The following is a 26,978-nucleotide window of genomic DNA, read 5'->3' as shown; positions in this document are numbered from 1 at the left end:
CAGAACCGGCGCGGCAGGCGTTGCCCGTCCGCCACGCTGAAGGGTGAAGGTATCGGCAGATGATCGCTCATCACAAGTTCATGCCGCGCGGATCACGTGAAGATCACATAGTTGAACGCCTCTCACGTTTTCTCCGCGCACCGGCCTCAGGGAACCGGCGTGAACTCCACGGGGAGCGTGCGCAGACCGCGCATGATGAGCCCGCCACGCCAGCGCAGATCGGCCGGATCCGCCCCGAGCCGCAGGTCGGGCAGCCGGGTCAGCAGGGTGGCCAGCGCGGTCTGGCCCTCCAGCCGGGCGAGCGGGGCGCCGAGGCAGTAGTGGATGCCGTGGCCGTACCCGAGGTGCTGGTTGTCGCGGCGCGCGAGGTCCAGCACGTCCGGGTCCTCGAACCGCTCCGGGTCGCGGTCCGCGGCGGCGAGCACGACCAGCACCGGGTCGCCGGCCGCGATGTCCTGCCCGCCGATGCTGAGCGGCCGGGTCGCGAACCGCCAGGTGGCCAGCTCCACGGGGCCGTCGTAGCGCAGGAGTTCCTCCACACCGGTCTCCAGGAGGCCCCTCTCCCCGGCGGCCAGCGAGCGCTGGAGGCGGTGGCGCTGCTCGGGGTGGGTGAGCAGGGCGTAGGTGCCGTTGCCGATGAGGTTGACGGTCGTCTCGAAGCCGGCGAACAGAAGGATGAAGGCCATGGCGGCGGCCTCGTTCTCGGTGAGGTGCTCGCCGTGGTCGGAGGCCCGGATGAGGCCCGAGATGAGGTCCTCGCCCGGGGTCGGCTCGGCGGGCAGCGCCTGCCTCTTGCGGTGGATGAGTTCGGCGAGGTAGCCGCGCATCTTCTTGACCGACCGCGCGACCCCGCCCCGCGGACCTCCGCCGTGCCGGATCATCATGCCCGCCCAGTCCCGGAAGTCGTCCTGGTCCTCACGCGGGACGCCGAGCAGGTCGCAGATGGCGTAGATGGGGAGGGGGAAGGCGAACTCGTGGATGAGGTCGGCGGAGCCCGTCGCGGCGAACCGGCCGATCAGCTGGTCGGTCAGCTCCTGCACCCGCGGGGCGAACTCGGCGACACGGCGGGGCGTGAACGCCTTGCTCACCAGCCGGCGCAGCCGGGTGTGGTCCGGCGGGTCGATGTTCAGCAGATGCGTCATCAGGTCGGCCTTGCGCTCGCCGGGGATACCGGTCTTCCCCTTGGCGTGCGCGGGCTCGTCGTGATGGGCCGGGTTCTTGCTCAGCCGCTGGTCGGCCAGCGCCTGCTTGGCATCGGCGTAGCGGGTGACCAGCCAGGCCTCGACCCCACTGGGCAGCTTGGTGCGGTGCACGGGCGCGTGCTCCCGGAGCCAGGCGTAGGCGGGGTAGGGGTCGGCGGCGAACTCCCAGGTGAAGAGGTCCGGGGCGGGGGTCGAGGTCGGCGCGGGGGGCGAGGTCGGCGCGGGGGTCGGGGTCGGCGCGGGGGTCGGGGTCGGCGCGGGGGTCGGGGTCGGCGCGGGGGTCGGTGCGGGGGGCGGTGCGGAGGCGTCGGGGTGGGGCTGGTTGGTCACTCCTCGACGGTATCCGGACCCTGCTCCTCTTCTTACTCCTCCTACTCCTTGCTTCTCCGGCTCCTTGCTTCTCCGGCTCCTTGCTTCTCCGGCTCCTTGCTTCTCCGGCTCCTTGCTTCTCCGGCTCCTTGCCTCTCCGGCTTCGCCTACTCCTCATCTCTCCTGTTCCGGCTTCTCCTGCTCCGGCTGTGTGCCTTCCGCCGCCCGTATCGCGTCCCGGTAGGTGCGGGCCGCGGCGCGCAGGGCCGCTTCGGGGTCGGCGCCGTCCGCTTCGGCGCGGACCGCCAGGGCCAGCAGTTCGTAGCCGATGCCCTCGCCCTGGGGCAGGGGTACGTCCAGGCCGGCCGTGCGGGCGCGGGAGGCGAGCTTGGCGGCGAGGGCGAGACCGGGCTGGCCGAGGGGGACGCCCTCCGTCACCGAGGTGCGCCGCTTCTCCTCGGCCTTGGTGCGCAGCCAGTGCTCCTGGACGTCCTCCGGGGTCTGCGCCTTCTCCTCGCCGAAGACGTGCGGGTGGCGGTGGATCAGCTTGGCGACGATGCCGCCGGCCACGTCGTCGATGGAGAACGGCGTGTCTGGGTCCTCCTCGGCGATGCGGGAGTGGAAGACGACCTGGAGCAGGACGTCACCCAGCTCCTCCCGGAGTTCGTCGCGGTCTCCGGCCTCGATCGCCTCGACCAGTTCGTACGCCTCCTCGATGCCGTACTTGGCCAGGCCCAGGTGGGTCTGCCGGGAGGACCAGGGGCACTCCTCGCGGATGCGGTCCATGACCTGCACGAGGTCGAGGAAGCGGGCGCCGGGCAGGTCGTAGGAGGCGGGGAGCAGCTCCAGCTCGGGCATCCGCACCCGGCCGGAGCCGGCCAGCCTCGCCAGCCCGTCGGTGAGGGCCGGCTCGCCCTCGCCGGTGGCCACGACCACCACCGTCCGCCCGCCGGCGCAGGCGTCGACCAGATCCTGCGCGGTGGGGGACTCCTCCGACACGACCGTCCCGGCCTCCCGCAGATAGGGCAGCTGCGGGTGCGCGCCGTCCGCGCACAGCACGGTGTCGGCGCTGCGCAGGGCCTGCCAGGCGGGCCAGGACAGCAGGCCGGGGGCGACGCGGTGGCTGGTGGTGAGCAGGATGATGCGGCCGGGGGCGGCGTCCGGGCCGAGGGCTTCGGGGCTGGTTGCGTTCACGATCCGAACGTAACTCACGGCGCCGGCGGACGAGCCGGGTTGTCCACAGGGGCAAGGCGATTACGTGATCGTATGACCAGTGCCCGGACGAGCCAGAGGAACAGGGACGCGATGACGATCACGATCGCTGCTCCGGTCGCGGTCAGCAGGCCGTACGCGATCCGGTCGCCGGAGGCGGAGGCGGTGGTCGCCGTCTCGGGACGCCCCCGCGCGTAGTGGACGCGGACCGTGTCGCCGACGTCCGCGTCGCCGGGCTCCCAGAACCGGTAGGCCGTCCCGGTGTCCGTGGTGAAGCGGACCTCGTACCCTTCTGGCTGCTTCCCTGGGGGCCGCTCACCTCGTCCTTCGCCGTGACGACCCCGTCGACCGACCGTCCGTGCGCGGCGATGGAGGAGGTGTCGTTCCACCCGTCGACCCCGGCACGGGCGAGTCCCCACCCGAGGACGACGAGGAAGGCCGCCGCGGCGGTGACGGCCACCCCGGCCGCGGCCTTCCCGGCGACGCGCGCCCAGGCACCGAACCGGCGCGGCCACCGCCGCTCGCCGGCTGTCCCCGCACCCGCGTCCTTGCCCGCGCCCGTATCCGTCCCCAGAGCCATGGCCCCTCCCCCAGACTTCCACCGGGCGAGCGGCCTTCGCCGGGTGCTTGACCCGCCTCCGGGTGCTTGACCCGCCTCCGGGTGTGGTCCGCCACGTCTCCCGGCGTCGTCCGCCACGCCTCCCGGGTGTCGTCCGCTACGCCGGCTGCTGTTCCGACGCCGCCGACGTGACCTGCCGTACCCACGGGGTCTTCGCGTCCACGCGGCTGCTCTTCTGCACGTCCCAGGCGCCGTAGCGCGGGTTGAGGTCGATGCGGAGTTCGCCGGAGGCCTGGGAGAGGGCCTTCCAGAAGGCGGGCTGGGTGGTGTCGGCGCCGAGCTTCGTGGCGAGCTTCTGGGCCTCGATCTGGAGGCGGAGGTTGTCGTCCAGGCGCACGGGCGCGATGCCGTACTTTTGCAGCCAGGTGGACTCCAGACCCTTGGCGCCGCCGGCCTGCTGCTCCAGGCCCGCCCGCATCACCTGGATCTCCTTGCGGCTGACCGTGATGCCCTCGTCCTGGGCGGCCCGGTGCAGGACCCGGTCGAGCACCATGCCGTGCAGGGTGTCGCGGGTGAGGGTGCCGGTGGAGGCGAGGACCTGCTGGTACTGGGTGTCGTCCGGCACCGCGGCACGCTGCGCCGCGCGTACCTCGTTCACCCGGTTCTCCAGCTGGGCGACGGTGATCCGCTGTCCTCCGACGACGGCCGCGGCGCCGGGGTGCGCCTGGTCCCCGCATGCGGTGAGAAGGGGGGCCGCGGCGGCGAGCGCGGCGGTGAGGAGGAGCGCGGTGCGACGGCGGCGGTGCAAGGAAACCTCCTGAGGAGATTGCAACAACAGGTGCGGCGCACATCGCCTCCACCAGGGATGGTGGTCGGGCGACGGGCGGACGCACAAAGTCTTGCGGTGATCGATGGTAGGCAGCCGCTCAGCTCTGGCCAACCCATTCGACCAACGATTCACCACGACTTCGGGCACCGCTTCGGGCGCCGCCGCGCGCTCCGGCAGTGCCGTCGTCAGCCGGTGATGGCCACCGGCGCGTCCCACGCGTCGCGGTCGACGGTGAGCGTGACGCCGCCGATCGTCTCCTTGCTGTTGACCATGTACTGGTGGGCGCGGCTGTGGTTGGTGAACTGGCTCGCGCCCCACGGCCAGTCCGCGGTCGTGGTGTTCTGCTTGTCGTACAGCGCGTACCAGAGGTTGCCCGGCAGGTCGGCCTTGTTCGAAGCGGTGGCGATGGCCTTGGCGCTGGAGCTGGTGAAGCCGTAGAAGCCGGCGCGGTACGTCTTGGCGTGCAGGCCCTTGTCGAAGGCGCGCACGTACGTCAGCACGGCGTCGTTGCACGCCTTGTTCGTGCTGTCGTACGCCTCCATGTCGAGGTAGATCGCGCTGCCCGCCTTCATGCCGAGGGCGGCGGCCTTGGCGACGGCGTCGGAGGCGTCGGCGGCGCCGAGGGAGGCGGCCGTGGCGGCGGTCAGCTTCTCGGGGTTGGAGCCGCTCTGGCAGGGCGGCTGGGCGCCGACGTAGATCGGGATGAGCTTCCAGCCGAGGGCGCTGACCGACTTGACCCAGGAGGCGGTGAGGTTGGGCTGGCCGCAGCCGCGGTTCTTGCCGCCCACGTAGACGGCGGCGGCGCCGTAGAAGCCGGTGTGCCAGGCCTTCATCGCGGACAGGGAGGGCGCGGTGCAGGTGTCGAAGGCGCGGCCGGTGTAGGTCTTCTGGGCGGGCCAGGCGGTGGCGGCCATGGAGGTCTGCGCGGCGATGCCCGCGCCCGCGAGGACGGCCGTCCCGGCCACCGCCCACGTGATGTACCTGCGCTTCTTCGACTGCCGATGGCCGGCCATGTCCCACCCCTGAATCTGCTGAATCCGCGTCGCCCGGTAAGGCGAAGCGCAACCTATCCGGCCTCGTTCATGCCTGCGGGAAACTCAATCTCCCGAAGATCACAAGAGTTCGCCAGAGAACGGCAAAGTCTAGCCGCGCACCTGGCCGAGCCACTGGAGGGTGCGGCGGATCTCCATCGCCAGCGGATGCCCGGGGCCGTGCAGGCGCTCCACGTCGATCACGAGCCGCGCGAGCGTGTCGTGGGCGGCCGGGCGGTCGCCGAGGGCGAGCAGCAGGTGGCCGATGCGGCGGCGCACGTCGTGGGCGAGCTGCGGGTCGCCGGAGACGTACTGGTTCTCGTAGTACGGCAGCAGCGCGCGGAACTCGGCGAGCGCCGCGGCCGGTTCGCCGAGCTGTTCGAGGCACTGGGCCGCTTCGTAGCGGTAGCGCAGGGACTGCGGGTCGGACGGGCCCGCCTCGGCGGCGCGTTCGTCGGCGAGGCGGCGCAGTTCGGGCAGCGCGCGCCGGTACTGGCCGTCGTCCATGAGGGTCGCCGCGTACTGCTTGCGCAGGGTGCGCACGACCGGCGACTGCTCGCCGTGCTGTTCGGCCGCGGCGGGCAGGATCGCGCCGAGGATGTCCACCGCCTGGGTGATACGGCCCTCCCCGAGCAGCCGCTTGACCTCGTCCACGGCGGCGGCGACGTCCGGCTTCCCGGTCGCCGGGGACGCGGGAGCGACGGGGGCGGGCTGGGGCGCGGGGGTCCGCGCGCGGTCCGGCCAGGGGGCGTGCGGACGCAGGAAGGGGCGCGTGGGGTCCAGGGGCGCGCCGGTCGGGGTCCCGCGCGCGGGCAGGAGCAACGCCAGGTGCTCGTACACCTCCTGCGCGGAGGCCGGGCGGGCTTGCGGATCCTTGGCGAGCAGCCGCAGGACGAGGGCTTCGAGCGCCTCCGGCACCTCGGGGCGGATGCGGCGCACCGGCAGCGGCGGCTCGTACAGGTGCCGGTGCAGCACACCGAGCGCGGTGGAACCGGCGAACGGCACGTCACCGCTGAGCAGTTCGTGCATCAGCACCCCGAGCGCGTACAGGTCGGTGTACGGGCCGACCGCGCCGCCCATCGCCTGCTCGGGCGCCATGTAGGCGGGCGAACCGATCGGGGAGCCGGTGTGCGTGAGACGGGTCGTGTCGGTGTCCATGACCGAGGCCACGCCCAGGTCGAGCACGGTGACCGTGCCATCCTGCTTCACCATCACGTTGCGCGGCTTCAGGTCGCGGTGGACGATCGGGACGGCGTGCACGGCGCTCAGTACGGCGCACAGTTGCGCGGCGACCGCGACCGCCCACTGCCAGGGGTACGGGTCGTGCTCGGCGAGATGGTCGGAGAGGTCGGCGCCGTCGACGTACTGCATGACGAGGAACAGTTCCTCGCCCTCGCTGCCCGCGTCGTGCACGGTGACCAGGCCGGGGTGGTCCACCTGGGCGGTCACCCGGCACTCGCGCACGAAACGGCGGCGCAGCTCGTCGGCCTCCTGCCCGGCCACCTTGTCCGGGCGCAGCAGCTTCACCGCCACGCGCCGGTCGAGCCGCTGGTCGTACGCCGTCCAGACCTGGCCCATGCCGCCCTGCCCGATGAGCGTGGACAGTTCGTAGCGGCCGGCGACGACACGTCCCTGCGCCACGGTCACCTTCCGCCCTCGTGGCCATCGTTCTTGCGCAAGTAGTCGCTCAGCTCGTCCAGTTCGGCCCGCACCTGGTCGATCCGGGCGGGCGCCGGACGCTGCGGCGGGGCGAGCGGGGCGGTCTGCGGGGGGCCGGGTATCGGGGTGTGGGGGGCGGCCTGCGGGAGTCCGGGTATCGGGGTGTGCGGGGCGGAGGGCGGGGTCTGCGGGGCGGCGAACGGCATGTGCGGGGTGGCGGCCGGGACCGCCGGGGCCACCGGGGCGGTCGTCGCGGTGTACGGGGCCGCCGGGCCGGGGTAGCCGTAGGCCGTCGGGGCGGTCTGGGCGTGCGGGGGCGCGTCGCCCGTGGGCGGACGCAGGGCCTTGGAGCGGTACCGGACGTCCATGACCAGGAAGTGCACGGTCGCGGCGACACCGAGGATCAGGACCGTGGCCAGCGCGACGTCACCGCGCCGGTCGCTCTCCGGGACCGAGCCGACGACCGCGAAGCAGAAGATGCCCAGCGGCAGGCTCACCCAGGCCACCAGCCAGTCGAACCACCGCCCGCGCAGGAACGCGACCCGGAACAGCGGCGCGCACGCGAGGATGCCGCACGAGAGCAGGCCGCAGGCGGCGATCAGCACGCGCAGGGTGATGACGTTTCCCGCGCCTCGGGTGGGCGGCGCCGCGCCGTGGCCGTACATGACTGCTCCTGGGCCGGGGGTCGGTAGGGAGTTCGAGCGTTTCGAGCGTATAGGCCGACACCGACAAGGCGTTACGGGTTGTGCAGAACCGTTGTCGCGCTGATCACGTCCGTCATTCCGGCGCCACCGTACCGTCCGTCAATCGGGCAACGATCGCCCCGTCCGGCAATCGGGCACGACTGTCCCGTCCGGCAATCGGGCACGACTGTCCCGTCTGTCAGTCGGGCGCCACCGTCCCGTCCGTCAGTCCGTCGTACATCCCGCGCGCCAGTTGCTGTCCGAGCCGGCTCGCATGGCGCACCGCGCGCTCGAACTCGTCGAGGGCGCGGAAACGCGCGCCGTAGCGCCGCTGTTCGTCGAGCGGCAGCCGGGGCAGTTGCAGGCGCCGCACGTCCAGGCGGGTGGCGGTGGAGGCGTAGCTGCTGGCCTGCCGGTTGTTGGCGGTGCCGCGCAGGAAGCCGGCGAGGAACCAGGGGTCGAGCGCCGTGCGGTCGGGGCGCAGGAGCACCAGGTTGCGCCCCAGGGCGGCGCCCTGCGTCGCCTCGTCGATCACGCGCGCCACCGAACCACCGCCGAGCACCGGTACGACCACGTCGCCCGGCTCGGTCAGCACCGCCTCCTCCTCGCTCTCCGGGAGCGATCCGGAGGGTGCTGTTCCGGCGAGGACGTCGTGGTCGGTCAGCACGGCCACGCGCGCGTGGCCGCCGATTCCGCCGCTGCGCAGCACCAGCGCGCCCCCGCGCGCGAGTTCACCGACGGTGGTGAGCGGCCAGCGCGCGGGCGGGGCCGGGGCGGCGGGCGGCGGGGTGAGGTCGGCGGTCAGGCGCAGGGTCTCCCCCAGGCGCTCGCGCACGGCCGTGAGCTGCTCCGCGCCGTCGGCCACGGCGGGCGGCGGCAGATGACGTGCGGGGGCGAGGTCCACGTCGTCGTCGAGGAGTCCGATGACCGGCACGGAACGCGCGAGACCCGGGCGCTCCTCCAGCCGCCCGTCCCGGGCGAAGGCCTGCCAGGCGTCGAGGACGGCGTCCCGCACGGCCTGCCAGTCCGGGCCGCCGCGCGCCTCCCCGGCGAACCGCCCGGTGTCCACGAGCAGCACCTCGGGCGCCGCGAGCGCCGCCGGCGTCCGGTCCGGGCGGCGCAGCACCCACACGTGCAGCGGGATGTTGTACGGCGGCGCCGCCCCGACCGGCAGCGCGACCACGGCGCGCAGCGCGCCCCGGCGCAGCAGGTCGGCGCGGATCCGGCGCCCGGAACGGCGGGACGCGGCGGCCGGCGGCATGAGCAGGACGGCGGTGCCGGTGTCGGCGAGCCGGGCCAGCGCGTGCTGCACCCAGGCCAGCTCGGACTCGGTGCGCGCCGGGAAGCCGTACTCCCAGCGGGGGTCGTAGGCGAGTTCGTCGTGGCCCCAGTTGCGCTCGTTGAACGGCGGGTGGCACAGGACCGCGTCCGCGTGCAGCTCGGGGTAGGCATCGGCGCGCAAGGTGTCGCCGGCGGCGCCGCGCACGGTGGCCCGCGTGTGCAGCGCGAGCCTGAGCGCGGTGAGCGCGGCGAGGTCGGGGGCGCTGTCCTGGGCGAACAGCTCCTGCTCGGGGCGGGTGTCCACGGCACGCAGCAGGGCACCGGTGCCGCAGGCGGGGTCGAGGACGGTGCGGGCGGGACCGGCGAGGTCCGCCATGAGGCGGGCGAGTTCGGCCGGGGTGAGCGTGTACTGGCGCGGGTTGGCGTCCAGGTGCCGGCCCAGCAGGAACTCGAAGGTCTGCCGCGCCCCCGTCTCGGCGGCCAGCTCGGCGGCGCCGCGGAGGAGGGGGGCGGAGGGGAGGAGCTGGGGGCCGCTGGGGGTGTGGAGGGCGGGGGTGTGGGGGGCGTGGGCGTACGAGGCGGGGGCGGTGTTCACAGCGGGCGCAGGGTTCACGGTCGGCCCGGTGTTCACAGCGGGCGAGGTGTTTACAGCGAGCGCAGGGTTCACGGTCGGCCCGGCGTTCACAGCGGGCGAGGTGTTCACGGCGGACGCAGCGTTCACAGCCGGTGGGGTGTTCACAGCAGGCGCGGTGTTCACAGCCGACACAGTGCGCACAGCGGGCCCAGCGTTCACAGCGGGCCCAGCGGGCCCCCCAGCGTTCACAGCCCCCGGACTGTTCACAGCGGGCTGTGCCGACGTGCGCGCTGAGCTGTGAACCGTCGCACCGGTGTTCACAGCCGGTGAGCCGTTGTCAGGCACGGCCGTGTGAACACCTCGGCGGTCGGGCGCGAGGCCGAGGCGTGGGCCGAGCACCTGGTCCAGCGCGCCGGGCAGCATCGCGGCCAGGCGCGTGTCGGAGCCGGCACTCGCGTCGAGCCAGACGGTGGGGCGTTCCTGGATCAGCAGAAGGACGCAGCCGACGTGCGCCAGTGCGGTGACGGGCCCTTCGGGATGCCCGGCGAGCTGCTGCCAGACGCGTTCCCGCAGGGGGACTTCGGCGAGCTTGCCCTGTCTGCGCAGCCAGGACTCGACCTCGGTGAGGGCGAAGGACGGGCTGGTCTCGGTGCCGCCGACCGGCTTGGGGAAATCGGCGTGCCGACGGCGCCAGTTGCTCACGGCGGCGCGGCCCACTCCGGCGAGCCGCGCGATGCCGGCGGCGGTCACCTCTGTCACGTTGTCCTGCACCGGCCACGCTCCCCTCATCCGTGTGTGCACCGAGCATACCGAGGTACACAAGACCCATGCCTTCACGCTCGTGTACACATAGAATCCCGTGAATCATGTTGACTCGGTTCACAGGCTCTGCTGTTATTGACCCAGCGAACGAGCGGCCAGCCGGAGGGGGCGGTCGCCGCATCGGGGAGGGAGCCCGCCATGGGCATGAAGGGCAAGATCGCGCTGGGCGCTGTCGTCGGGGTCGTCGTCATCGGGGTCGTCTCGGCGAACGCCGGCGGCGACGGGAAGGACGGCAAGGACGGCGGTTCCAAGGACAGTTCGGCCTCCGCCGGCCACAAGCCCGGCGGCACGTCCGGCAAGCCCTCGGGGGGCGCGGAGGCGGGCAAGAAGAAGGCCGCCTTCGCCGGGGACGGCGACTTCTCCGTCGGCTCCGACGTCAAGCCCGGCACCTACAGCACCACCGGCAACACCGACGACATGTGTTACTGGGAGCGCGCCAAGGACGCCTCGGGCGAGACGGACTCGCTGCTGGCCAACGACAACGTCACCGGCACGAGTTACGTGACGATCAAGCCCACCGACAAGCTGTTCAAGTCCAGCGGCTGCGAGGACTGGGAGGCCGTCGACCCGAAGGCGAAGGGCGCGCCCGCCTCGTCGATGAGCGGCAAGGGCGGCATGTTCAAGGTCGGCGCGGACATCGCGCCGGGCACCTACAGGTCGACCGGGAACGCGGACGACTCCTGCTACTGGGAGCGCACCAAGGACGCCGAGCACGGCCTCGACTCGATCATCGCGAACAACAACGTGACCGGCACCGCCGTCGTCACCATCCGCGCCACGGACGCCTACTTCAAGACGTCCGGCTGCGGCGACTGGAAGAAGACGGCCTGACCCGGCCGCGGCACCCCGCCCCCACCCACCCCGGCCGGCGTGGGACGTCCCGGTGACCGCCACCCGGTCACGTCCCGCGCCGAGGCCTCCGACACCGGCCCCGACCCCTGCCTCGACCCCTGCCTCGGCCCCGGCCCCGGCCCCGGCCCCGGCCCCGAGTCATGAACTCACCGCACCACCAGCACGCTTCACCAGCACACCAGCACGCTTCACCAGGTTTCACCCACTCCCCCAAGGAACTGTCATGCATCTCCCGTCCCGTCTCGCCCAGGTCCTCGCCGTCGCGGCGCTCCCGCTGGCCCTGACCGCCTGCTCCACCGCCTCCTCCGGTGCCTCTGGTTCCTCTGGTTCGTCCGGCTCCGACGCGCCGGCGAAGACGACGAAGGCCCAGGACGCCAACGCCGGTCTCATGACGGGCAGCCAGTTGAAGAAGGCGCTGGCGCCGGCGTCGTTCTTCCCGTCGGGGCTCACCGCCGTCGCGGACGGTGCCGCCGACAGCGGCGGTCAGTTCCTCGCCCCGAGCGGCCGGAGCGCGGCGAAGCCGGACTGCGGCAAGTTCGAGAACACCTCGTGGATCGACGTGACCGGCTACAAGGGCGGCGTGTCGTTCGCGCAGAGCGACTACGGGAACAGCGACCGGACCGAGGAGATGGTCCAGGAGATCGACGAGTTCCAGGGCACGACCGCGACGGCGGTGATGAAGGAGGTGCGCGACGCCGCCACCGCGTGCGCCTCGTTCACGGACACGGAGGCGCACGCCAAGGTGAGGCTCGCCGGGAGCGACACACCCGGACTCGGCGACGAGGCCTACACCATCACGCTCACCAGCGGCAGTTGGGAGAACGGCACCACTCTGGTCGCCGCCCGCGTGGGCACCTCCGTCGTCACCGTGATGTCCACGGCCGGCAGCGACAACGGCGCCACCAGCGGCGGCAAGCTGGCGAGCCACGTCGTGACCTCGCTGAAGGAAGCGGCCGGCGCGTCCTGATCACCGGCGCCCACAGCCGACGGCCCGCGACCCGCAATCAAAGGCCGACGGCCCGCCACCCACAGCCAACGCCCCACGGGTCCGCGACCCACGGTCCGCGACCCACCGCCCACGCCCAACGCCCCTCGGCAGCCCGGCTCACCGTGCCCGGAAACGCTCCGGTGCCGTGGTCGGGTTGCCGCCGGTGGGGAGACTCTGGTCCGGGCAGGCGGCGAGGACCTTCTTCATCGCGGCCTTCTCGGCGGCGCTGACCCACAGGCCGTACTTCTTCTTGACGGCGACCTGGGCGGCGACATAGGTGCAGCGGTAGGCCTTGTTGGGCGGGACCCAGGTGGCCGTGTCGCCGTCGCCCTTGCTGCGGTTGGTGCTCGCGTCGACGGCGATGAGGTTGAGCGGGTCGTTGGCCAGGGCTATGCGCTTGCTGGGGTCCCAGTACTTGGCGCCCTTCTGCCAGGCGTCCGAGAGGGCGACGACATGGTCGATGTCGACCAGGCTGCGACCGCGCCGGTAGGTGACGGCCTTGCCGGAGTAGGGGTCCGACCGCAGCAGGCCGTAGGTGACCTTGCAGGTGCCGCCGGTGAACTTCACGTCCTTCAGGTCGCGTTTGAGGATGTCGTCGCGCGTTATCTGCAGCTCCTTCATCGATGTGATGCACATGAGGCACAGCGGTAACCCATTCCTGTCCCTTGCCGTTATCGGTCATGCCGTGAGGCACATGAGCGACATCGGAGACAGGAAGCAGATCCATGACGTTATGCACAGAGAAGGCCGTCTCGCCCACCACCGGCGAGACCACCTGGCTCCTGGTCGACGAGGAGACGTACGCGCCTCACCCCGAAGCCCGTGAGTTCTCCCTGTATCTGCGCGGAGCCGGGCGGTCACCGCAGACACAGCGCGCGTACATCCCCAGAATCGGCCGCTTCCTCAATTGGTGCGCAGAGCGGGGCACCGACTGGAGGACCGTCCGGCTCGGGGACATGAGCCTGTTCAAGTTCCACGTTGAACGGACACCGACCCAGTACGGGCGGCCTCCGTCCGGCAAGACGGTCAACGCCACGCTCACTGCGGTGTGTGAGTTCCTCCGCTTCTGCGCAGTCCTGGGACATGTGGATCACGAAGTCGCCGCGCGTCTCAGCGAGCCGCGCTTCCTCGCCCACGCCCCGGCCGGCTTCGATCCCGGCGAGGGCGGCCAGCACCTGATGGTCAAAGCCCGCGTCCTGAAGGCGCCGGAGATCGAGCGGGCACCACAGACGCTCACTGGCGTCCAGACGGAGCAGGTCATCGACGCCGCTCGCACTGCGCGTGACCGGCTGCTGCTGACCGTCCTGGTGGAAGCGGGCCTTCGCATCGGCGAAGCCCTTGGACTGCGGCGTGAGGACATGCATCTGCTCCCCGACTCCACGCACCTGGGCTGCCGAACCGGTGGCGCGCACCTGCACGTCAGGCCCCGGCAGGACAACGTCAACGGGGCGCGGGCCAAGGCCGGGCGCCCTCGCATGGTTCCGCTCACACCGGAAGTGGTACACCGATACCGCGATCATCTCACCGAGCGTGAAAAGGTGGTCGGCTCCGCCGACTGTGACTACGTCTTCCTCAACCTCGTCGGCGTCCACGCGGGACGTCCGCTCTCGTACTCCAATACCAAGCAAGTGATCGAACGGATCGGGAGACGCTGCGGACTCACCGCCCGGCCGCACATGATGCGGCACACAGCCGCCACCCGCTGGATCCGCAACGGGGTCGCTCCGGACGTCGTACAGACCCTGCTGGGGCACGCCTCCTCGGCGAGCACTGCCGTGTACCTGCACGCTCAGGACGAGGATCTCCGCGCAGCCGTCGCGGCTGTCGAAAGCCTCGCGCCGGAGCTACTGCGATGACCCTTGCGCTCCTCCACTCCGCTGCCGTTTCCTCCGTCCCCGGCGTCCCGGAGTGGCCGTCATGGCTCGCGGCACGCCTCCCCTCGGGCTGGCGCACAAATGAATGGGACCCCGTTCAGGCACTGTTCACTGCCGATCCCCGCAACCCGACAACCAGCGTGTTCGTCTGCTCCGTGGTCACCTGTGTCACCCATGTGACAAGCAACGGATCCCGCTGCGACGCCTGCCGGAAAGCCCGATATCTCCTGGGGAACCCTGCGGACTTCGACACCACGCACACCGCAGATCCTTCCCGTCGCAGGCCCAACACCTCCGCAAACGGGGCGATGCCGGGCGTCTCCCAGTTCTCGCTCGCGGGTGTGAGCCCTGCGGTCCGCCAGGAGCTTCTGTACGGGCTCCAGCAGCGCGACGACGCCGGGATCAGCCTGGTCCCCCAGCGGGTACGCCGCATTGTGGCCGGCCTCCCCGCCGGACTCGGCTCGCTCCTCGACCTGGACGCCTCGTTCTCCTCCGAGCTTCCGGCTGCGGCCTCCGGCGTCCTGAACGGTGTGCTCCTGCACGTCCGACGCGCACGCGTCGAGTTCGATGGCACCGATCCGACCTCGGGCGACGTATGGGAGTGTGCTCTCATCGGGCTGACGGCAGGACGCGGCCGCAGGTACGCTGCTGTCCACGGCGACATCGACTTCCGCCCGGTACGGCAGCGTTGGCTGCGGGAGCTGGTCAAGGAGTACGGCCGCACGGCACGTCCCAACGTCCAGGACCTACGACAGACCGTCTACGCGGCGACCATCGCGTCCTCCGCGCTGGTAGGCCGCCCCCACGGGGATGAGCCGGGGCTCCTAGCCATGGCCGACATGAATGCCGTAGTGGACCTGTTCCGGATCACCAAGCGTCCCGAGGACGGTCACGACTACTCCACCAGCCACCGCAGAGCCCTGCTCCGCCACTGGCGCACGTTCCTGGAATACGCCCGTCAGGCCGGGATGCTGGACCATGTGCCCGGCGGGTTCGCGCTCAACCCCCGCTTCCACAGCATCGCCGCCGTGGAAGTGACCGAGGACGATCTCGGCCGCGCGATCCCCGAGCACGTCATCGCCCAGCTCGACGTGCACCTCGGTCTGCTGGGCACCTCGACGGGGTATGCGAGCGGCGGCTGGACGGCCGCCGACTTCGCGCGGATGTACCAGGTGGTCTACGCGGTCCTCCGGGACACCGGCCGACGTCCGGGCGAGGTTACCGGCCTGCACCGCGACTGCCTGGAGCGGGTCGACAGCAAGCCGACGCTGATCTACGACAACCACAAGCGGCGGCGCCACGGCCGTCGGCTGCCCATCTCGGAGAGCACCGCCCAGCTGGTCGAAACCTGGCAGAAAGAGCTCGACGCGCTACCGGCCGTACCGGCCTGCACCCAGTGGCTTTTTCCCTCGCCGGGACAGCGCAACCGTCCGCGCCGCGGGCATCTGAACACTTCGCATTACTGCAACCGGATCTTCCGGAACTGGGTCGACGAACTGATCCCAGACCTTGTGGACGACCGGCTCGACGAGGACGGCGCCCCGCTCGCCTACGACCGCACCCAGGTCGTCCCGTACGGCTTCCGCCACGCGTACGCCCAGCGTCATGCGGACGCGGGGACTCGCCCCGACGTTCTGCGAGAACTCATGGACCGCCGTTCGCTGGACGTGACCATGGGCTACTACAAGGTCTCCCTCAGCCGAAAGCAGGAGGCCGTGCGCACGGTCGCGACGCTCGCTGTCGACCGGCACGGTTCAGCCCGCGGCTTCAGCAACCCCCTCGCCTACGAGGTGGAAAGCGTCGGGGTTCCCTACGGAGGCTGCACCGAGCCGAGCAACGTCAAGGCCGGCGGCGGGCACTGTCGCATCCGTTTCCAGTGCGCCGGATGCGACTTCTACCGGCCCGATCCCTCCTACCTCCCCGCCCTGGAACAGCAGATCGCGGACCTGCGGGCCGACAAGGAAGCCGCCGTGGCGATGGAGGCCGCCGACTGGGTCGTGCGCAATCTCGACGACCAGATCCGCGCCTACTCGAAGTCGGCCGACGAGATGCGGCGCAAACTCGACGCGCTGCCCGCCGAGGAGCGGGCCGCCGTCGAATCCGCCTCACGCGAGCTGCGCAAGGCACGTTCGGCAGCGGCCTTCATCCCTCTGCAGGCGCTGACAACACGGAGCTCCGAATGAAAATCCCTGCTGCTTCCGGCGGCAACGACCGGAACGCCCGGGTCGAGCGCCTGCGCGTCAGCCGCGCCAGGGACAGCGAAGACAAGACCAGGCGTGCACTCCAGGCCGTGGACGGCCTTCTCCGCTCGGGACGACAGATCACCGTCGCCCAAGTGGCACGGGACGCCTCGGTGTCCACGTGGTTCGTCTACAACCAGCCTCAGGTGCACCAAGCCGTTCAGGACGGCATCACCGCCCAGCGAGCGCGGGGGCGCCAGAACTCCCTTGCACCGGAGGCATCTCAGGTGTCTCCCGCCGGGTTGCGGACAGATCTTGCACTGGCCCGCGAAGAGATCAAGGACCTCAAAAAGGAGCGCGATCGGCTCCGTAGCCGGGTCAGGCTGTCTCTCGGCGCCGAGCTGGAGGGTGTGAACCGAAATGAGCTGATCGAGCGGGTACAGCAGATCGAGCAGCGGAATACCGCGCTGGAGCAAGCGTTGTCAGAGGCCAGGGATCAGATCGCCGCCCTGGAGGGCCAGCTGCGTGAGGCGGAGGACGACCTCACCGCCGCACGAGCCAGTCTCCGCCGTGCCATGCGTTCCGTTCCGTCCCCGTAAAGTCGCGTTCTCCTGCCGCCCGCGGCTGTCCGGCCCGAGTGTCCGCCGGACAGCCGTGAGAGGCCCAGTCAGAATGGGGGATCGTTGAAGAGCGAGCCGGTCCAGACAGGTGAGACCGGCGCGGAATCGCGCTGCTGAAGGAGTACGACGGCGTCGTTGACGCGCCCCAGTTCGATGAGGTGGCCAGCAAGGTCGTTGCTGTTCGCGGGGGCGTGCTGTTCGAGAACGGCAACAGCCTCCTCGATGCGTCCGGCGCCGGCGAGCAGCTCAGCGATGTGCGGCGCCGCGTACGAGGTGCCGCCCTCGGGGTGGGAGCGGGCCCGTGCGATCGCTTCGTCGACGCCATCGCGTGCGGCGATCAGCGGCAGCCGTATCCAGTACAGGTCCCAGTCCTCCTCGCCCCCGCGGGCGGCGGCGAGGGCGTCAAGGTGCGCCAGGCCGTCCTCGGGGCAGCCTTGGTCGAGGCACAGGTTGCACCACGTATGCAGGATCCAGTCGTCGCCGTTATGGGCGTCGGCCAGGTCACGCATCACATCGACGGCTTCGCCCCCTCGGCCGTGCCGTGCCAGGATCTCCGCCAGTCGCACCGTGCCGTGGCCCCGGAAGTCCTGCGAGTCGCCCGACTGCCGGTACACGGCGATCGCGCCTTCCACGTCGTGCCGCTCCTCCAGCGCCTCGGCCAGGCGCTGCGCAGCGTGACCGAGGCGCTCGGTCACCGCGTACGCGCGCAGTTCCTCGATCCGATCGTGTCTTGCCAGCAGGTCGGCCAGCTGATCTCGGTTGCTGACGGAGGTGATGTGCCGGGTGTGCAGCAGGGCGATCGCTTCGTCGATACGGCCCTGGCGTTCACGGATGGTGGCAAGCAGCCCGATCGCGTTGTCGGGGTCGAGGCCGCGGCAGCACCATGGGCTGTCACACCGGTGCTGTGCCGGGATCCGGGCAGCCAGCAGCGCGGCGATGTCTTCGTCCCGGCCTGTTCCTTCGGCGATGTCGACCAAAGCAGCGGCGAGAAGCGGATCCTCGATTCCGGCGCTCAGCCGAGTGGCCGCCTCGTCCGTATGCCCGTGCCGGGCCAGCAGGCGCGCGAAGAACTCCAGCGGGAGCCCTCCCGTGCCCGAATACGGGCGGGACAGCGCGATCGCCTCCTCTGCCCGCCCCCAGCTCTCCAGCAGTTCCGCCTGGGTCCGGGCTGCCTGCCACCAGCCCGTGGCGACGTACGGAGCAAGCACCTCCAACGCCTTGGTTTGCCAACCCTGGTCACCGATCAGCCGCGCCCATGCCCGCGCGCAGAACCATTCCCCACAACGGGCCTGGACCTCCACCTCGTCATTGTGGCCGAGCTCAAGAAGCCGGGAGACCAGGAGAGGGGGAATGCAGCCGGACAATGTCCGGGACTGGCGGTCGAGATCGGCAGCGTCCATGACTGCGCACCTTAGCCACCACGTTCGACATGGACTCTGCAGCCCCTGGTCGGGACGGTCATCGGGATGCTGTCAGTCCTGACACTGCTTCACCATCGTTGCCTTGTCCGCCGTCGTCACCGCAAGGTCGTACTTGAGGGCCACCTGTGCGAAGCGGACCACGTACGAGCAACGGATCGCCTTGTTCGGCGGCAGCCAGGACGCCGGCCCGGAGTCGCCCTTGGACGCGTTGAGGGAGCCTGAGACCGGCAGAAGGTTGAGCACGTCGTTGGCCAGCCTCTGCCGCTTCTTTTTGTCCCAGTGGGCCGCGCCCATCTGCCAGGCGTACGACAGCGGCACCACGTGGTCTATCTGTACCTCGGTGGCCTTCGCCTTCTTCCAGGCGATGTCCTTGCCGGTATACGGGTCGTACAGGCTCATCGACACAACCACGCAGTCAGACCCCGCACGGAACTCGACGTCTCGTCCATGGAGTTTCAGCAAGTCGTTCCGGGTGTCACAACCGTTCCTCGCCAGCGGCACACCGTCCGCCGTATCCATCCACGCATAACCGAACTCATCCCGTGCGTAGCCCGTCTTCGGCCCCCGCCCTTTTGTGGTGAGTCCTTGGATGAGCTTGCGTGCGTTGGCCTTGTCCGCCTCTGACGTGAGCGCGGCGAGCCCCGGCTTCGTCCCGTCGGGATTCGCCAATGGGCTCACCGCGCGGCCAGCAGCGGCGTCCGGTCCGGATCCTGCGGCGGTACCGCCCGACTCCAGGTCGTCACAGCCGGTGACAAGCACAGCGGCAATGGCGGCCGTAATCATGGCCTTCTTCCCGCCAGTCCGCAGCAGCCCGTGGCTCACGTGCCTCTCATTACGCACAGCCGACCACACCCTGCATACGCTGCGAGAACAGATCCATCACGGCGCGAAGCATAGAGATAATCCGAGTGTCGCAGGAGTTGGAGTCCGTGTCGGCCCAGGCGGTGCCGAAGCGGGCCCGGGAGTAACCGGTCTTCGGCGCACGCCCCTTGACGGGCAGTGAGTCGGCGGCGGCCAGGGCGGTGCCCTTGCCGCCCGTCGGCTCGGGCCCGGAGGCCCCCTTGTCCTGCTCGGGCATGCAGCCGGCCACGGCGACCGCCACGACCGCGGCGGTGACCGCCCCACCCCTCAGACGCCTCACGCGCGTCCCCCCTGGTTCGTTCTCGTCCGTCCGCCCTCACATGCGGGGCGGATCGTTCCGCCTACCACCGTAACGGTCGTACGGCGTCACTCCGATGGGGGCTGCGGGGGAGATTCCGTGCAGTGGGCGGTTGTGCGGGGGCACGCGCCGAAGCCACCGCGCCCCCAGGAACACCTACGACCCCGGCCGCCTACGACCCCAGGGCCTGCCTACGACCCCGGGCCCAGCCCACGCCCTCCGCCCACGCCCACGCCCCCCACCTACGCCCCCAGGCCCCAGACCCCGCCTACGACCCCAGGATCGACGCCAGGAACTCCCCGACCCAGCCCAGCAGTTCGCGGCCGACGAGCGGCTTGCCGCCCACCTTCGCGGTCTTCGGGCGCGGGACCAGGATCTGGTGGGCGGTCGCCTTGATGACCGTGCCCGGGTAGAGCCGCTTGACCCGCAGCTCCTGCGACTCGCGCAACTCCACCGGGGCGAAGCGGATGTTGGTGCCCTGCAGGACGATCTCGCCGACGCCGCACGCGCGCGCGAGCATGCGCAGGCCGGCCACCAGCAGCAGGTTCTCCACAGGCTCGGGCAACTTGCCGTAGCGGTCGGTGAGTTCCTCGCGGACGGCCTTGATGTCCTGTTCCGAGTTGGCGGAGGCGATGGACCGGTAGGCCTGGAGGCGCAGGCGCTCGCCGGGCGCGTAGTCGTGCGGGACGTGCGCGTCGACGGGCAGCTCGATCTTGACCTCGAGCGGCGGCTCCTCCTCGATCCCGCCGGTCTCCAGCTGGCGCCGGTAGTCGGCGACGGCCTCGCCGACCATGCGGACGTACAGGTCGAAGCCGACGCCCGCGATGTGGCCGGACTGCTCGCCGCCCAGGAGGTTTCCGGCGCCGCGGATCTCCAGGTCCTTCATGGCGACGTACATGCCCGCGCCCATCTCGGTGTGCTGGGCGATGGTGGCGAGGCGCTCGTGGGCGGTCTCGGTCAGCGGCTTCTCCGGCGGGTACAGGAAGTACGCGTACCCGCGCTCGCGGCCACGGCCCACGCGGCCGCGCAGCTGGTGCAGCTGGGAGAGGCCGAAGTTGTCGCCGCGCTCCACGATCAGGGTGTTGGCGTTGGAGATGTCGATGCCGGACTCGACGATCGTCGTGGAGACGAGGACGTCGAACTTCTTCTCCCAGAAGTCCACGACGACCTGTTCCAGGGCCTGTTCGGACATCTGGCCGTGCGCGGTGGCGATGCGTGCCTCGGGGACGATCTCGCGCAGCCGGGCGGCGGCGCGGTCGATGGACTCGACGCGGTTGTGGATGTAGAAGACCTGGCCCTCGCGCAGCAGTTCGCGGCGGATGGCGGCGCCGATCTGCTTCTCCTCGTACGGGCCGACGAAGGTCAGCACGGGGTGCCGTTCCTCCGGCGGGGTGGTGATGGTGGACATCTCGCGGATGCCGGTGACCGCCATCTCCAGGGTGCGCGGGATCGGGGTGGCCGACATGGTGAGCACGTCGACGTTGGCGCGGAGCTTCTTCAGCTGCTCCTTGTGCTCGACGCCGAAGCGCTGCTCCTCGTCGACGATGACGAGGCCGAGGTCCTTGAACTTCGTCTCGGAGGAGAACAGGCGGTGGGTGCCGATGACGACGTCCACCGCGCCTTCCTTCAGGCCCTCCAGGACGGCCTTCGCCTCGGTGTCGGTCTGGAAGCGGGACAGGGCCTTCACGTTGACGGGGAACTGGCCGTACCGCTCGGAGAACGTGCCGAAGTGCTGCTGCACCAGCAGGGTCGTGGGGACGAGGACGGCGACCTGCTTGCCGTCCTGTACGGCCTTGAAGGCGGCGCGGACGGCGATCTCGGTCTTGCCGTAGCCGACGTCGCCGCAGATCAGGCGGTCCATGGGGATCGACTTCTCCATGTCCTCCTTGACCTCGGCGATGGTGGTGAGCTGGTCGGGGGTCTCCACGTACGGGAAGGCGTCCTCCAGCTCGCGCTGCCAGGGGGTGTCGGCGCCGAAGGAGTGGCCGGGGGCGGCCATGCGGGCGCTGTAGAGCTTGATCAGGTCGGCGGCGATCTCCTTGACGGCCTTCTTCGCGCGCGCCTTGGTCTTCGTCCAGTCGGCGCCGCCGAGCCGGTGCAGGGTGGGGGCCTCGCCGCCGACGTACTTGGTGATCTGCTCCAGCTGGTCGGTGGGGATGTAGAGGCGGTCGCCGGGCTGGCCGCGCTTGGCGGGGGCGTACTCGACGACGAGGTACTCGCGGGTGGCGCCCTGGACGGTGCGCTGCACCATCTCGATGTAGCGGCCGACGCCGTGCTGTTCGTGGACGATGTAGTCGCCCTGCTCCAGGGTGAGCGGGTCGATGGTCTTGCGGCGGCGGGCCGGCATCCGGGCGCCGTCCTTGCCGGCGGCCTTCTGGCCGGTCAGGTCGGTCTCGGTGAGGACGGCGAGCCTGAGTGCCGGGTCGACGAAGCCGTAGTCGATCGAGCCGCAGGAGACGTGTACGACGGAGGGGCTCAGCTCGGTGAGGTCGGCGTCCAGGCGGGCGGCGATGCCCTCGCCGCCGAGGACCTCGACGGTGCGGCTGGCGGGGCCGTGGGCCTCGGTGACGTAGACGGTGCGCCAGCCGTCGGCGAGCCAGCCCTTGGTGTCGGCGAGGGCCCGCGCGGTGTCGCCGCGGTACGTCTCGGGGGCGTGCATGCCGAGCTTGAGGGTGTCTGAGTCCAGCTCTTCGTCGGCGGCGAACGGCGAGACGGACCACCACATCATGTCCAGCTCGCGCGCGTGGTCGCGGACGTCGGCGATGGACCGCAGGGAGGCGGCGCCGACGTCGATGGGGGCCTCGCCGCCGCCCGCGGTGGCCGCCCAGGACGCCTGGAGGAACTCCTGGGAGGTGGCCACCAGGTCGGCGGCACGCGTGCGGACGCGCTCCGGGTCGCACACGACGGCCATGGCGCCCTTGGGCAGCACGTCGAGCAGCAGTTCCATGTCGTCCACGAGGACCGGGGCGAGGGATTCCATGCCCTCGACGGCGATGCCCTCGGCGATCTTGCCGAGCAGTTCGCCCAGCTCGGGGTGCTGTTCGGCGAGGGTGCGCGCGCGGGTGCGGACGTCGTCGGTGAGGAGGAGTTCGCGGCAGGGCGGGGCCCACAGGCCGTGTTCGGCGACTTCGAGGGAGCGCTGGTCGGCGACCTTGAAGTAGCGGACCTCCTCGACGTCGTCGCCCCAGAACTCGATGCGCAGGGGGTGTTCCTCGGTAGGCGGGAACACGTCGAGGATGCCGCCGCGCACGGCGAACTCGCCGCGCTTCTCCACCAGCTCCACGCGCGCGTAGGCGGCCGCCGCGAGAGCCGTCACGATCTCGTTCAGGTCGGCGGTCTGGCCGGTCCTCAGGGACACCGGTTCCAGGTCGCCGAGGCCCTTGACCTGCGGCTGGAGGACGGAGCGGATGGGGGCGACGACGACGGAGACCGGGCCGGTCTCGGGGTCGTCGGGGCGGGGGTGGGCGAGGCGGCGCAGGACGGCGAGGCGCCGGCCGACGGTGTCGCTGCGCGGGCTGAGGCGCTCGTGCGGGAGGGTCTCCCAGGAGGGGTACTCCACGATGCCCTCCGGGGGCAGCAGCGAGCGCAGGGCCGCCGCCAGGTCCTCGGCCTCGCGGCCCGTCGCCGTGACCGCGAGCACCGTGCGGCCGGCCTCGCGGGCCAGGGCGGCGACGGCGAGGGGACGGACGGCCGGGGGGCCGACGAGGTCGACGTGCATGCGGTTGCCGTCCGCGGCGGCGGTGATCGCTTCCGCGAGGGCGGGGTCCTTGACGACGGCGTCGAGCAGACCGTGCAGGCTCATGGAAAGACTTTCCGTCCGAAGTGGGCAACGCGAAGAGCCCGACGCGTCGAGCAGCCGGGGTGTCCAGCGTACGACGGACGGGAGGCGTTCACCCGTGAGAGCGATCGACTCCGTCGCGGCACGGACCGTGCGGTTCCGTACATGGCGAACGGCACGTTCGTCGGGGTTCCGCAGGAAGAGGTCCGGCGGATGCCTGGTCCGGGGGGTGGGTGACCTTGCGCGCCGGGCCGTACGCGCAGCGAGGTCGCTGGAGCGCATCCCGCAGTTCCGCTCTCCCGCGGTGCCGCGGTGCCGCAGTCCGGCAGTCCCGTGGTGCCGCAGTCCCGCGATCCCGCGATCCCCGCGATCCCGCTGATGAGCGTGGCCGGGCCCGACGGCGGTTCCGTCGGGCCCGGCTCTTTTCCCCGCAACCCCCGTGTGCGGGGGCGTTCTCCCTCGGCCCGGTCAGTCGGTCGCGATGGCGGTCAGGACGTTCATCCGGCCCGCGCGGAACGCCGGGATCAGGGCGGCGAACAGGCCCACGAAGGCCGAGCCGATGAACACGCCGATGATCGTCGGCCAGGGGATGTCCAGGACTCCCAGGCCCTCCAGTGCGAGGAGTTTCTGTGCGGTGGCGCCCCAGCCCATGCCCAGGCCGAGGCCGAGGAGGGCGCCGAAGAGGGCGATGACCACGGACTCCAGGCGGATCATGCGGCGCAGCTGGCGGCGGGAGAGGCCGATCGCCCGCATGAGGCCGATCTCGCGGGTGCGCTCGACGACCGACAGGGCGAGGGTGTTCACGACACCGAGGACCGCGACGATGATCGCCAGGGCGAGCAGGCCGTAGACCATGTTCAGGAGCTGTCCGATCTGGTCCTTCAGTTCCTGCTTGTAGTCGGTCTGGTCGCGGACCTGGTACTGCGGGTAGGGCGCCATGGCCTTCTTCAGTGCCGCGTACGCCTGCTTCTCCTGGCCGTCCCTGGCCTTGGCGAACATGATCACGTTCGGCGGGATCCGGTCCGCGGGAACGTACTTCTCCATGGTCGTGATGCTCATGTAGTGCGCGCCCTGGTCGATCGCGGTGGAGTCGTCCGTGACGGCCGCCACCTTGAGCTTCGCCGTCCGGCCGCCCTTGAAGGCCACGGTGAGGGTGTCGCCGACGTGGACGCCGTACTTCTTGGCGTAGTCGGTGCCGACCGACATGGCGTCGTCGCCGTAGGCGGCCGAGAGCGTGCCCTGCGTGGTCGTACGGCGCAGGTCCTGGGCGTACGACGGGTCGGCCGCCGTGACCGGCCAGTCCTTGGCCCTGCCGTCGGGCGAGGTCAGGGTGGCGTCGAGCATCTTGTAGCGGGTGACGTGGGCCAGGCCGGGCGAGTGCTCCATGGCCTGTTCGGCCTTCGGGACGATGCGCTGGTTGCCCTCGACGATGAAGTCCGCGCCGACCGACTTGTCCAGCTCGCTGGTGGCGGAGGCGACCATGGAGGAGCCGACCACGGACAGGCAGGCGACCAGCGCGAGGCCGATCATGAGGGCCGCGCCGGTGGCGCCCGTGCGGCGCGGGTTGCGCAGGGCGTTGCGCTCGGCCATGCGGCCGACGGGTCCGAAGGCACGCAGCAGCACCGCGCTGATCACCCGGACCACGCCGCCGGCCAGCAGCGGGCCGATGACGACGAAGCCGATCAGGGTGAGCACGATGCCCGCGCCGAGGACGAGCGAGCCCTCGCTCGCCTTCGTGGCCGTGGCCGCGGCGTACAGGGCGGCGGCGCCGGCGCCGGTGAGGACCAGGCCGATCAGCGCCCGGACCAGGCCCGCCCTGCCGTCGGCCGGGGTGCCGGCGTCGCGCAGCGCGGCCATCGGGGAGACCTTGCCGGCGCGGCGGGCCGGGAGGTAGGCGGCGAGGACGGTGACGATGACACCGAGCAGCACGCCCACGACCGGGGTGGTCGCCTTGATGGTCAGGTCGCGGGTCGACAGGTCCATGCCCGCCGCGCCCATGAGCTTCATCAGGCCGATCGCGATGCCGACACCGGCGCCGACGCCGAGGGCCGAACCGACGACGCCGAGCAGCAGGGCCTCCAGCAGCACCGACCGGTTGACCTGGCCGCGCGAGGAGCCGATCGCCCGCATCAGGCCGATCTCGCGGGTGCGCTGGGCGACCAGCATCGAGAACGTGTTGATGATCAGGAAGATGCCCACCAGGAACGCGATCCCGGCGAAGCCGAGCATGGCGTACTTGATGACGTTCATGAACTCGCCGACGCCCTTGCGGTTCTCGTCGGCGTTCTCCTTGGCGGTCTGCAGCTTGTACGTCCCCGCGCCGAGCGTCTTAGCGACGTTCCGCTTGAGGTGCTCGTCGGAGACGCCGGCGGTCGCGGTGACGTTGATCTGGGTGAACCGGCCGGTGGCGCCGAGCAGTTCGCGCTGGGCGGTGGGGGTGTCGAACCAGACGATCGCGGCACCGGGGTTGGTGACCTTGAACGTGGCGATGCCGACGATGCGGGCCGTGAAGTCACCGGTCTGGGCGATGGTGCGCAGTTCGTCGCCCATCTTCAGATGGTGCTTGCCGGCGGTGTCGGCGTCGACCATCACCTCGGTCGGCCCCCGCGGGGCGTGCCCGGAGGTGATCTCCATGGACCGCAGGTCGTTGCCGGTCCAGTTGCCGGCGATGGTCGGCGCGCCGGTGCTGGAGCCCATGTTGTCGTTGTGGCTGTCGACGACGGTGACGTTCATCGAACTGACGGCGCCCTCGGCCGACTTGACGCCGTCCGCGGCCTCGACGCGCTTCAGGGCGGCGGCGGGCAGTGACAGCGGGACGCCGTTCTGCGGGGTCTCGTCGGTCTTGGCGCTCTTCGGCGAGACGGTGACGTCCGACGCGGTCACGGAGAACAGCCGGTCGAACGTCGTGTTCATCGTGTCGGTGAACACGAGCGTGCCGCACACGAACGCCACCGACAGCAGCACGGCGATCGCCGACAGCGCCATGCGTCCCTTGTGCGCGAAGAAGTTGCGCATCGAGGTCTTCAGGACGGTCATGACGTACGCCCCCGCGCGTCGAAGTCGGGGGTCTGGGGGTGTCCCCCAGAAAAGCGCAGCATGCGGTCGAGGACGGTGTCCGCGGTCGGCTTGTACATCTCGTCGACAATCCGGCCGTCGGCGAGGTAGAGGACGCGGTCCGCGTAGGAGGCGGCGACCGGGTCGTGGGTGACCATCACGATGGTCTGGCCCAGTTCGTCCACCGAGCGGCGCAGGAAGCTCAGCACCTCGGCTCCCGCGCGGGAGTCGAGGTTTCCGGTCGGCTCGTCACCGAAGATGATCTCCGGGCGGGCTGCGAGCGCGCGGGCCACGGCGACGCGCTGCTGCTGGCCGCCGGAGAGCTGGGTGGGGCGGTGCTTGAGCCGGCCGGCGAGCCCTACGGTCTCCACGACCCGGTCCAGCCACGCCTTGTCGGGCCTGCGCCCGGCGATATCCATGGGCAGCGTGATGTTCTCGAGCGCGTTCAGCGTCGGGAGCAGGTTGAACGCCTGGAAGATGAAGCCGATCCGGTCCCGGCGCAGCTGCGTGAGCTTCTTGTCCTTCAGGCCGGTGATCTCGGTCTCGTCCAGGTAGATCTGGCCGCTGGTCACGGTGTCGAGCCCGGCGAGGCAGTGCATCAGGGTGGACTTGCCGGACCCCGAGGGGCCCATGATCGCGGTGAACTGGCCGCGTGCGATGTCCACGTCGACGTGGTCGAGGGCGACGACACGGGTCTCCCCGGACCCGTACGCCTTCACGACCTGCCGCGCTCGCGCGGCAACGGCCGTAGGCCCTCCAGTACCCCCGTGCCTGGGAATGGTCACAGCCGATGTCACGGTATGTCTCCTATATCGGTTGACAGTTCTGCGGGTGCGTTCGTTCGGATGCTTCGGGTGCGTTGGGTGCGTTGGGTGCGTCGATGAGTCTGGC

18 protein-coding genes and 1 pseudogene are annotated in these 26,978 nt (G+C 70.9%); 5 read left to right on the top strand and 14 right to left on the bottom strand.

Features of this window, described 5'->3' with window-relative positions:
• Nucleotides 1–146: 146 nt before the first annotated feature.
• The 7 genes from ACGFYV_RS09140 to ACGFYV_RS09110 all read right to left on the bottom strand — a co-directional run bounded on the left by ACGFYV_RS09140 (nucleotide 147) and on the right by ACGFYV_RS09110 (nucleotide 10,110).
• Nucleotides 147–1,532, bottom strand: coding sequence for a cytochrome P450 (locus ACGFYV_RS09140; RefSeq protein WP_393877707.1), 1,386 nt, complete (start codon nucleotides 1,530–1,532; stop codon nucleotides 147–149).
• A gap of 153 nt (nucleotides 1,533–1,685) precedes the next feature.
• Entirely contained in the window at nucleotides 1,686–2,705 is a 1,020-nt protein-coding gene (locus ACGFYV_RS09135; protein ID WP_393877706.1) for a nucleoside triphosphate pyrophosphohydrolase, read from the bottom strand.
• A 734-nt stretch (nucleotides 2,706–3,439) separates the two neighbouring features.
• Nucleotides 3,440–4,090 carry a SurA N-terminal domain-containing protein gene (locus ACGFYV_RS09130; protein ID WP_393877705.1) on the bottom strand — a complete coding sequence of 217 codons (651 nt, stop codon included), beginning with the start codon at nucleotides 4,088–4,090 and terminating at the stop codon, nucleotides 3,440–3,442.
• A 206-nt stretch (nucleotides 4,091–4,296) separates the two neighbouring features.
• The gene (locus ACGFYV_RS09125; RefSeq protein WP_393877704.1) at nucleotides 4,297–5,124 is read right to left on the bottom strand and encodes a glycoside hydrolase domain-containing protein; all 828 of its coding nucleotides are present in this window, start codon (nucleotides 5,122–5,124) and stop codon (nucleotides 4,297–4,299) included.
• 129 nt (nucleotides 5,125–5,253) lie between these two features.
• The gene (locus tag ACGFYV_RS09120) at nucleotides 5,254–6,747 is read right to left on the bottom strand and encodes a protein kinase (protein ID WP_393877783.1); all 1,494 of its coding nucleotides are present in this window, start codon (nucleotides 6,745–6,747) and stop codon (nucleotides 5,254–5,256) included.
• A 38-nt stretch (nucleotides 6,748–6,785) separates the two neighbouring features.
• Nucleotides 6,786–7,466: a hypothetical protein gene (locus tag ACGFYV_RS09115; RefSeq protein ID WP_393877703.1), complete on the bottom strand. Its 681-nt coding sequence runs from the start codon at nucleotides 7,464–7,466 to the stop codon at nucleotides 6,786–6,788.
• Nucleotides 7,467–7,683: 217 nt separating this feature from the next.
• The gene (locus tag ACGFYV_RS09110) at nucleotides 7,684–10,110 is read right to left on the bottom strand and encodes an N-6 DNA methylase (RefSeq protein ID WP_393877702.1); all 2,427 of its coding nucleotides are present in this window, start codon (nucleotides 10,108–10,110) and stop codon (nucleotides 7,684–7,686) included.
• A gap of 189 nt (nucleotides 10,111–10,299) precedes the next feature.
• On the opposite strand from ACGFYV_RS09110, the gene ACGFYV_RS09105 reads away from it, so the two are divergent.
• Both ACGFYV_RS09105 and ACGFYV_RS09100 read left to right on the top strand, forming a co-directional pair.
• Nucleotides 10,300–10,992: a hypothetical protein gene (locus ACGFYV_RS09105; protein WP_393877701.1), complete on the top strand. Its 693-nt coding sequence runs from the start codon at nucleotides 10,300–10,302 to the stop codon at nucleotides 10,990–10,992.
• A 244-nt stretch (nucleotides 10,993–11,236) separates the two neighbouring features.
• On the top strand, nucleotides 11,237–11,980 hold the full coding sequence (locus tag ACGFYV_RS09100) for a hypothetical protein (protein WP_393877700.1): 744 nt from the start codon (nucleotides 11,237–11,239) through the stop codon (nucleotides 11,978–11,980).
• Between the two features lie 138 nt (nucleotides 11,981–12,118).
• On the opposite strand, the pseudogene ACGFYV_RS09095 reads toward ACGFYV_RS09100, so the two are convergent.
• A pseudogene (locus ACGFYV_RS09095) lies at nucleotides 12,119–12,604 on the bottom strand (HNH endonuclease family protein); the annotation flags it as partial.
• Between the two features lie 122 nt (nucleotides 12,605–12,726).
• Here ACGFYV_RS09095 and ACGFYV_RS09090 point away from each other — a divergent pair.
• The 3 genes from ACGFYV_RS09090 (at nucleotide 12,727) to ACGFYV_RS09080 (ending at nucleotide 16,654) form a co-directional block, all read left to right on the top strand.
• Nucleotides 12,727–13,857 carry a tyrosine-type recombinase/integrase gene (locus tag ACGFYV_RS09090; RefSeq protein ID WP_393877699.1) on the top strand — a complete coding sequence of 377 codons (1,131 nt, stop codon included), beginning with the start codon at nucleotides 12,727–12,729 and terminating at the stop codon, nucleotides 13,855–13,857.
• A 359-nt stretch (nucleotides 13,858–14,216) separates the two neighbouring features.
• On the top strand, nucleotides 14,217–16,058 hold the full coding sequence (locus tag ACGFYV_RS09085; protein WP_393877698.1) for a tyrosine-type recombinase/integrase: 1,842 nt from the start codon (nucleotides 14,217–14,219) through the stop codon (nucleotides 16,056–16,058).
• Nucleotides 16,055–16,654, top strand: coding sequence for a DUF6262 family protein (locus ACGFYV_RS09080; RefSeq protein WP_393877697.1), 600 nt, complete (start codon nucleotides 16,055–16,057; stop codon nucleotides 16,652–16,654). Before ACGFYV_RS09085 ends, ACGFYV_RS09080 begins: the two co-directional genes overlap by 4 nt.
• Before the next feature lie 68 nt (nucleotides 16,655–16,722).
• On the opposite strand, the gene ACGFYV_RS09075 is transcribed toward ACGFYV_RS09080, so the two are convergent.
• The 6 genes from ACGFYV_RS09075 to ACGFYV_RS09050 form a co-directional block, all read right to left on the bottom strand.
• A complete protein-coding gene (locus ACGFYV_RS09075) occupies nucleotides 16,723–18,075 on the bottom strand; it encodes a hypothetical protein (protein ID WP_393877696.1) in 1,353 nt (450 codons plus the stop codon).
• A gap of 72 nt (nucleotides 18,076–18,147) precedes the next feature.
• Nucleotides 18,148–18,879 carry an HNH endonuclease family protein gene (locus ACGFYV_RS09070; protein WP_393877782.1) on the bottom strand — a complete coding sequence of 244 codons (732 nt, stop codon included), beginning with the start codon at nucleotides 18,877–18,879 and terminating at the stop codon, nucleotides 18,148–18,150.
• A 49-nt stretch (nucleotides 18,880–18,928) separates the two neighbouring features.
• A complete protein-coding gene (locus tag ACGFYV_RS09065) occupies nucleotides 18,929–19,237 on the bottom strand; it encodes a hypothetical protein (protein WP_393877695.1) in 309 nt (102 codons plus the stop codon).
• Nucleotides 19,238–19,523: 286 nt separating this feature from the next.
• Nucleotides 19,524–23,057 carry a transcription-repair coupling factor gene (gene mfd, locus ACGFYV_RS09060; RefSeq protein WP_393877694.1) on the bottom strand — a complete coding sequence of 1,178 codons (3,534 nt, stop codon included), beginning with the start codon at nucleotides 23,055–23,057 and terminating at the stop codon, nucleotides 19,524–19,526.
• 444 nt (nucleotides 23,058–23,501) lie between these two features.
• A complete protein-coding gene (locus tag ACGFYV_RS09055; RefSeq protein WP_393877693.1) occupies nucleotides 23,502–26,069 on the bottom strand; it encodes an ABC transporter permease in 2,568 nt (855 codons plus the stop codon).
• On the bottom strand, nucleotides 26,066–26,884 hold the full coding sequence (locus tag ACGFYV_RS09050; RefSeq protein ID WP_393877692.1) for an ABC transporter ATP-binding protein: 819 nt from the start codon (nucleotides 26,882–26,884) through the stop codon (nucleotides 26,066–26,068). The genes ACGFYV_RS09055 and ACGFYV_RS09050 overlap by 4 nt, the downstream gene beginning before the upstream one ends.
• Nucleotides 26,885–26,978: the final 94 nt, after the last annotated feature.

Source organism: Streptomyces sp. NPDC048297, assembly GCF_043201585.1.
Classification (GTDB): Bacteria; Actinomycetota; Actinomycetes; order Streptomycetales; family Streptomycetaceae; genus Streptomyces.
The sequence above is the reverse complement of the archived record's forward strand: the minus strand, read 5'-3'. Positions and strand labels throughout refer to the sequence as shown.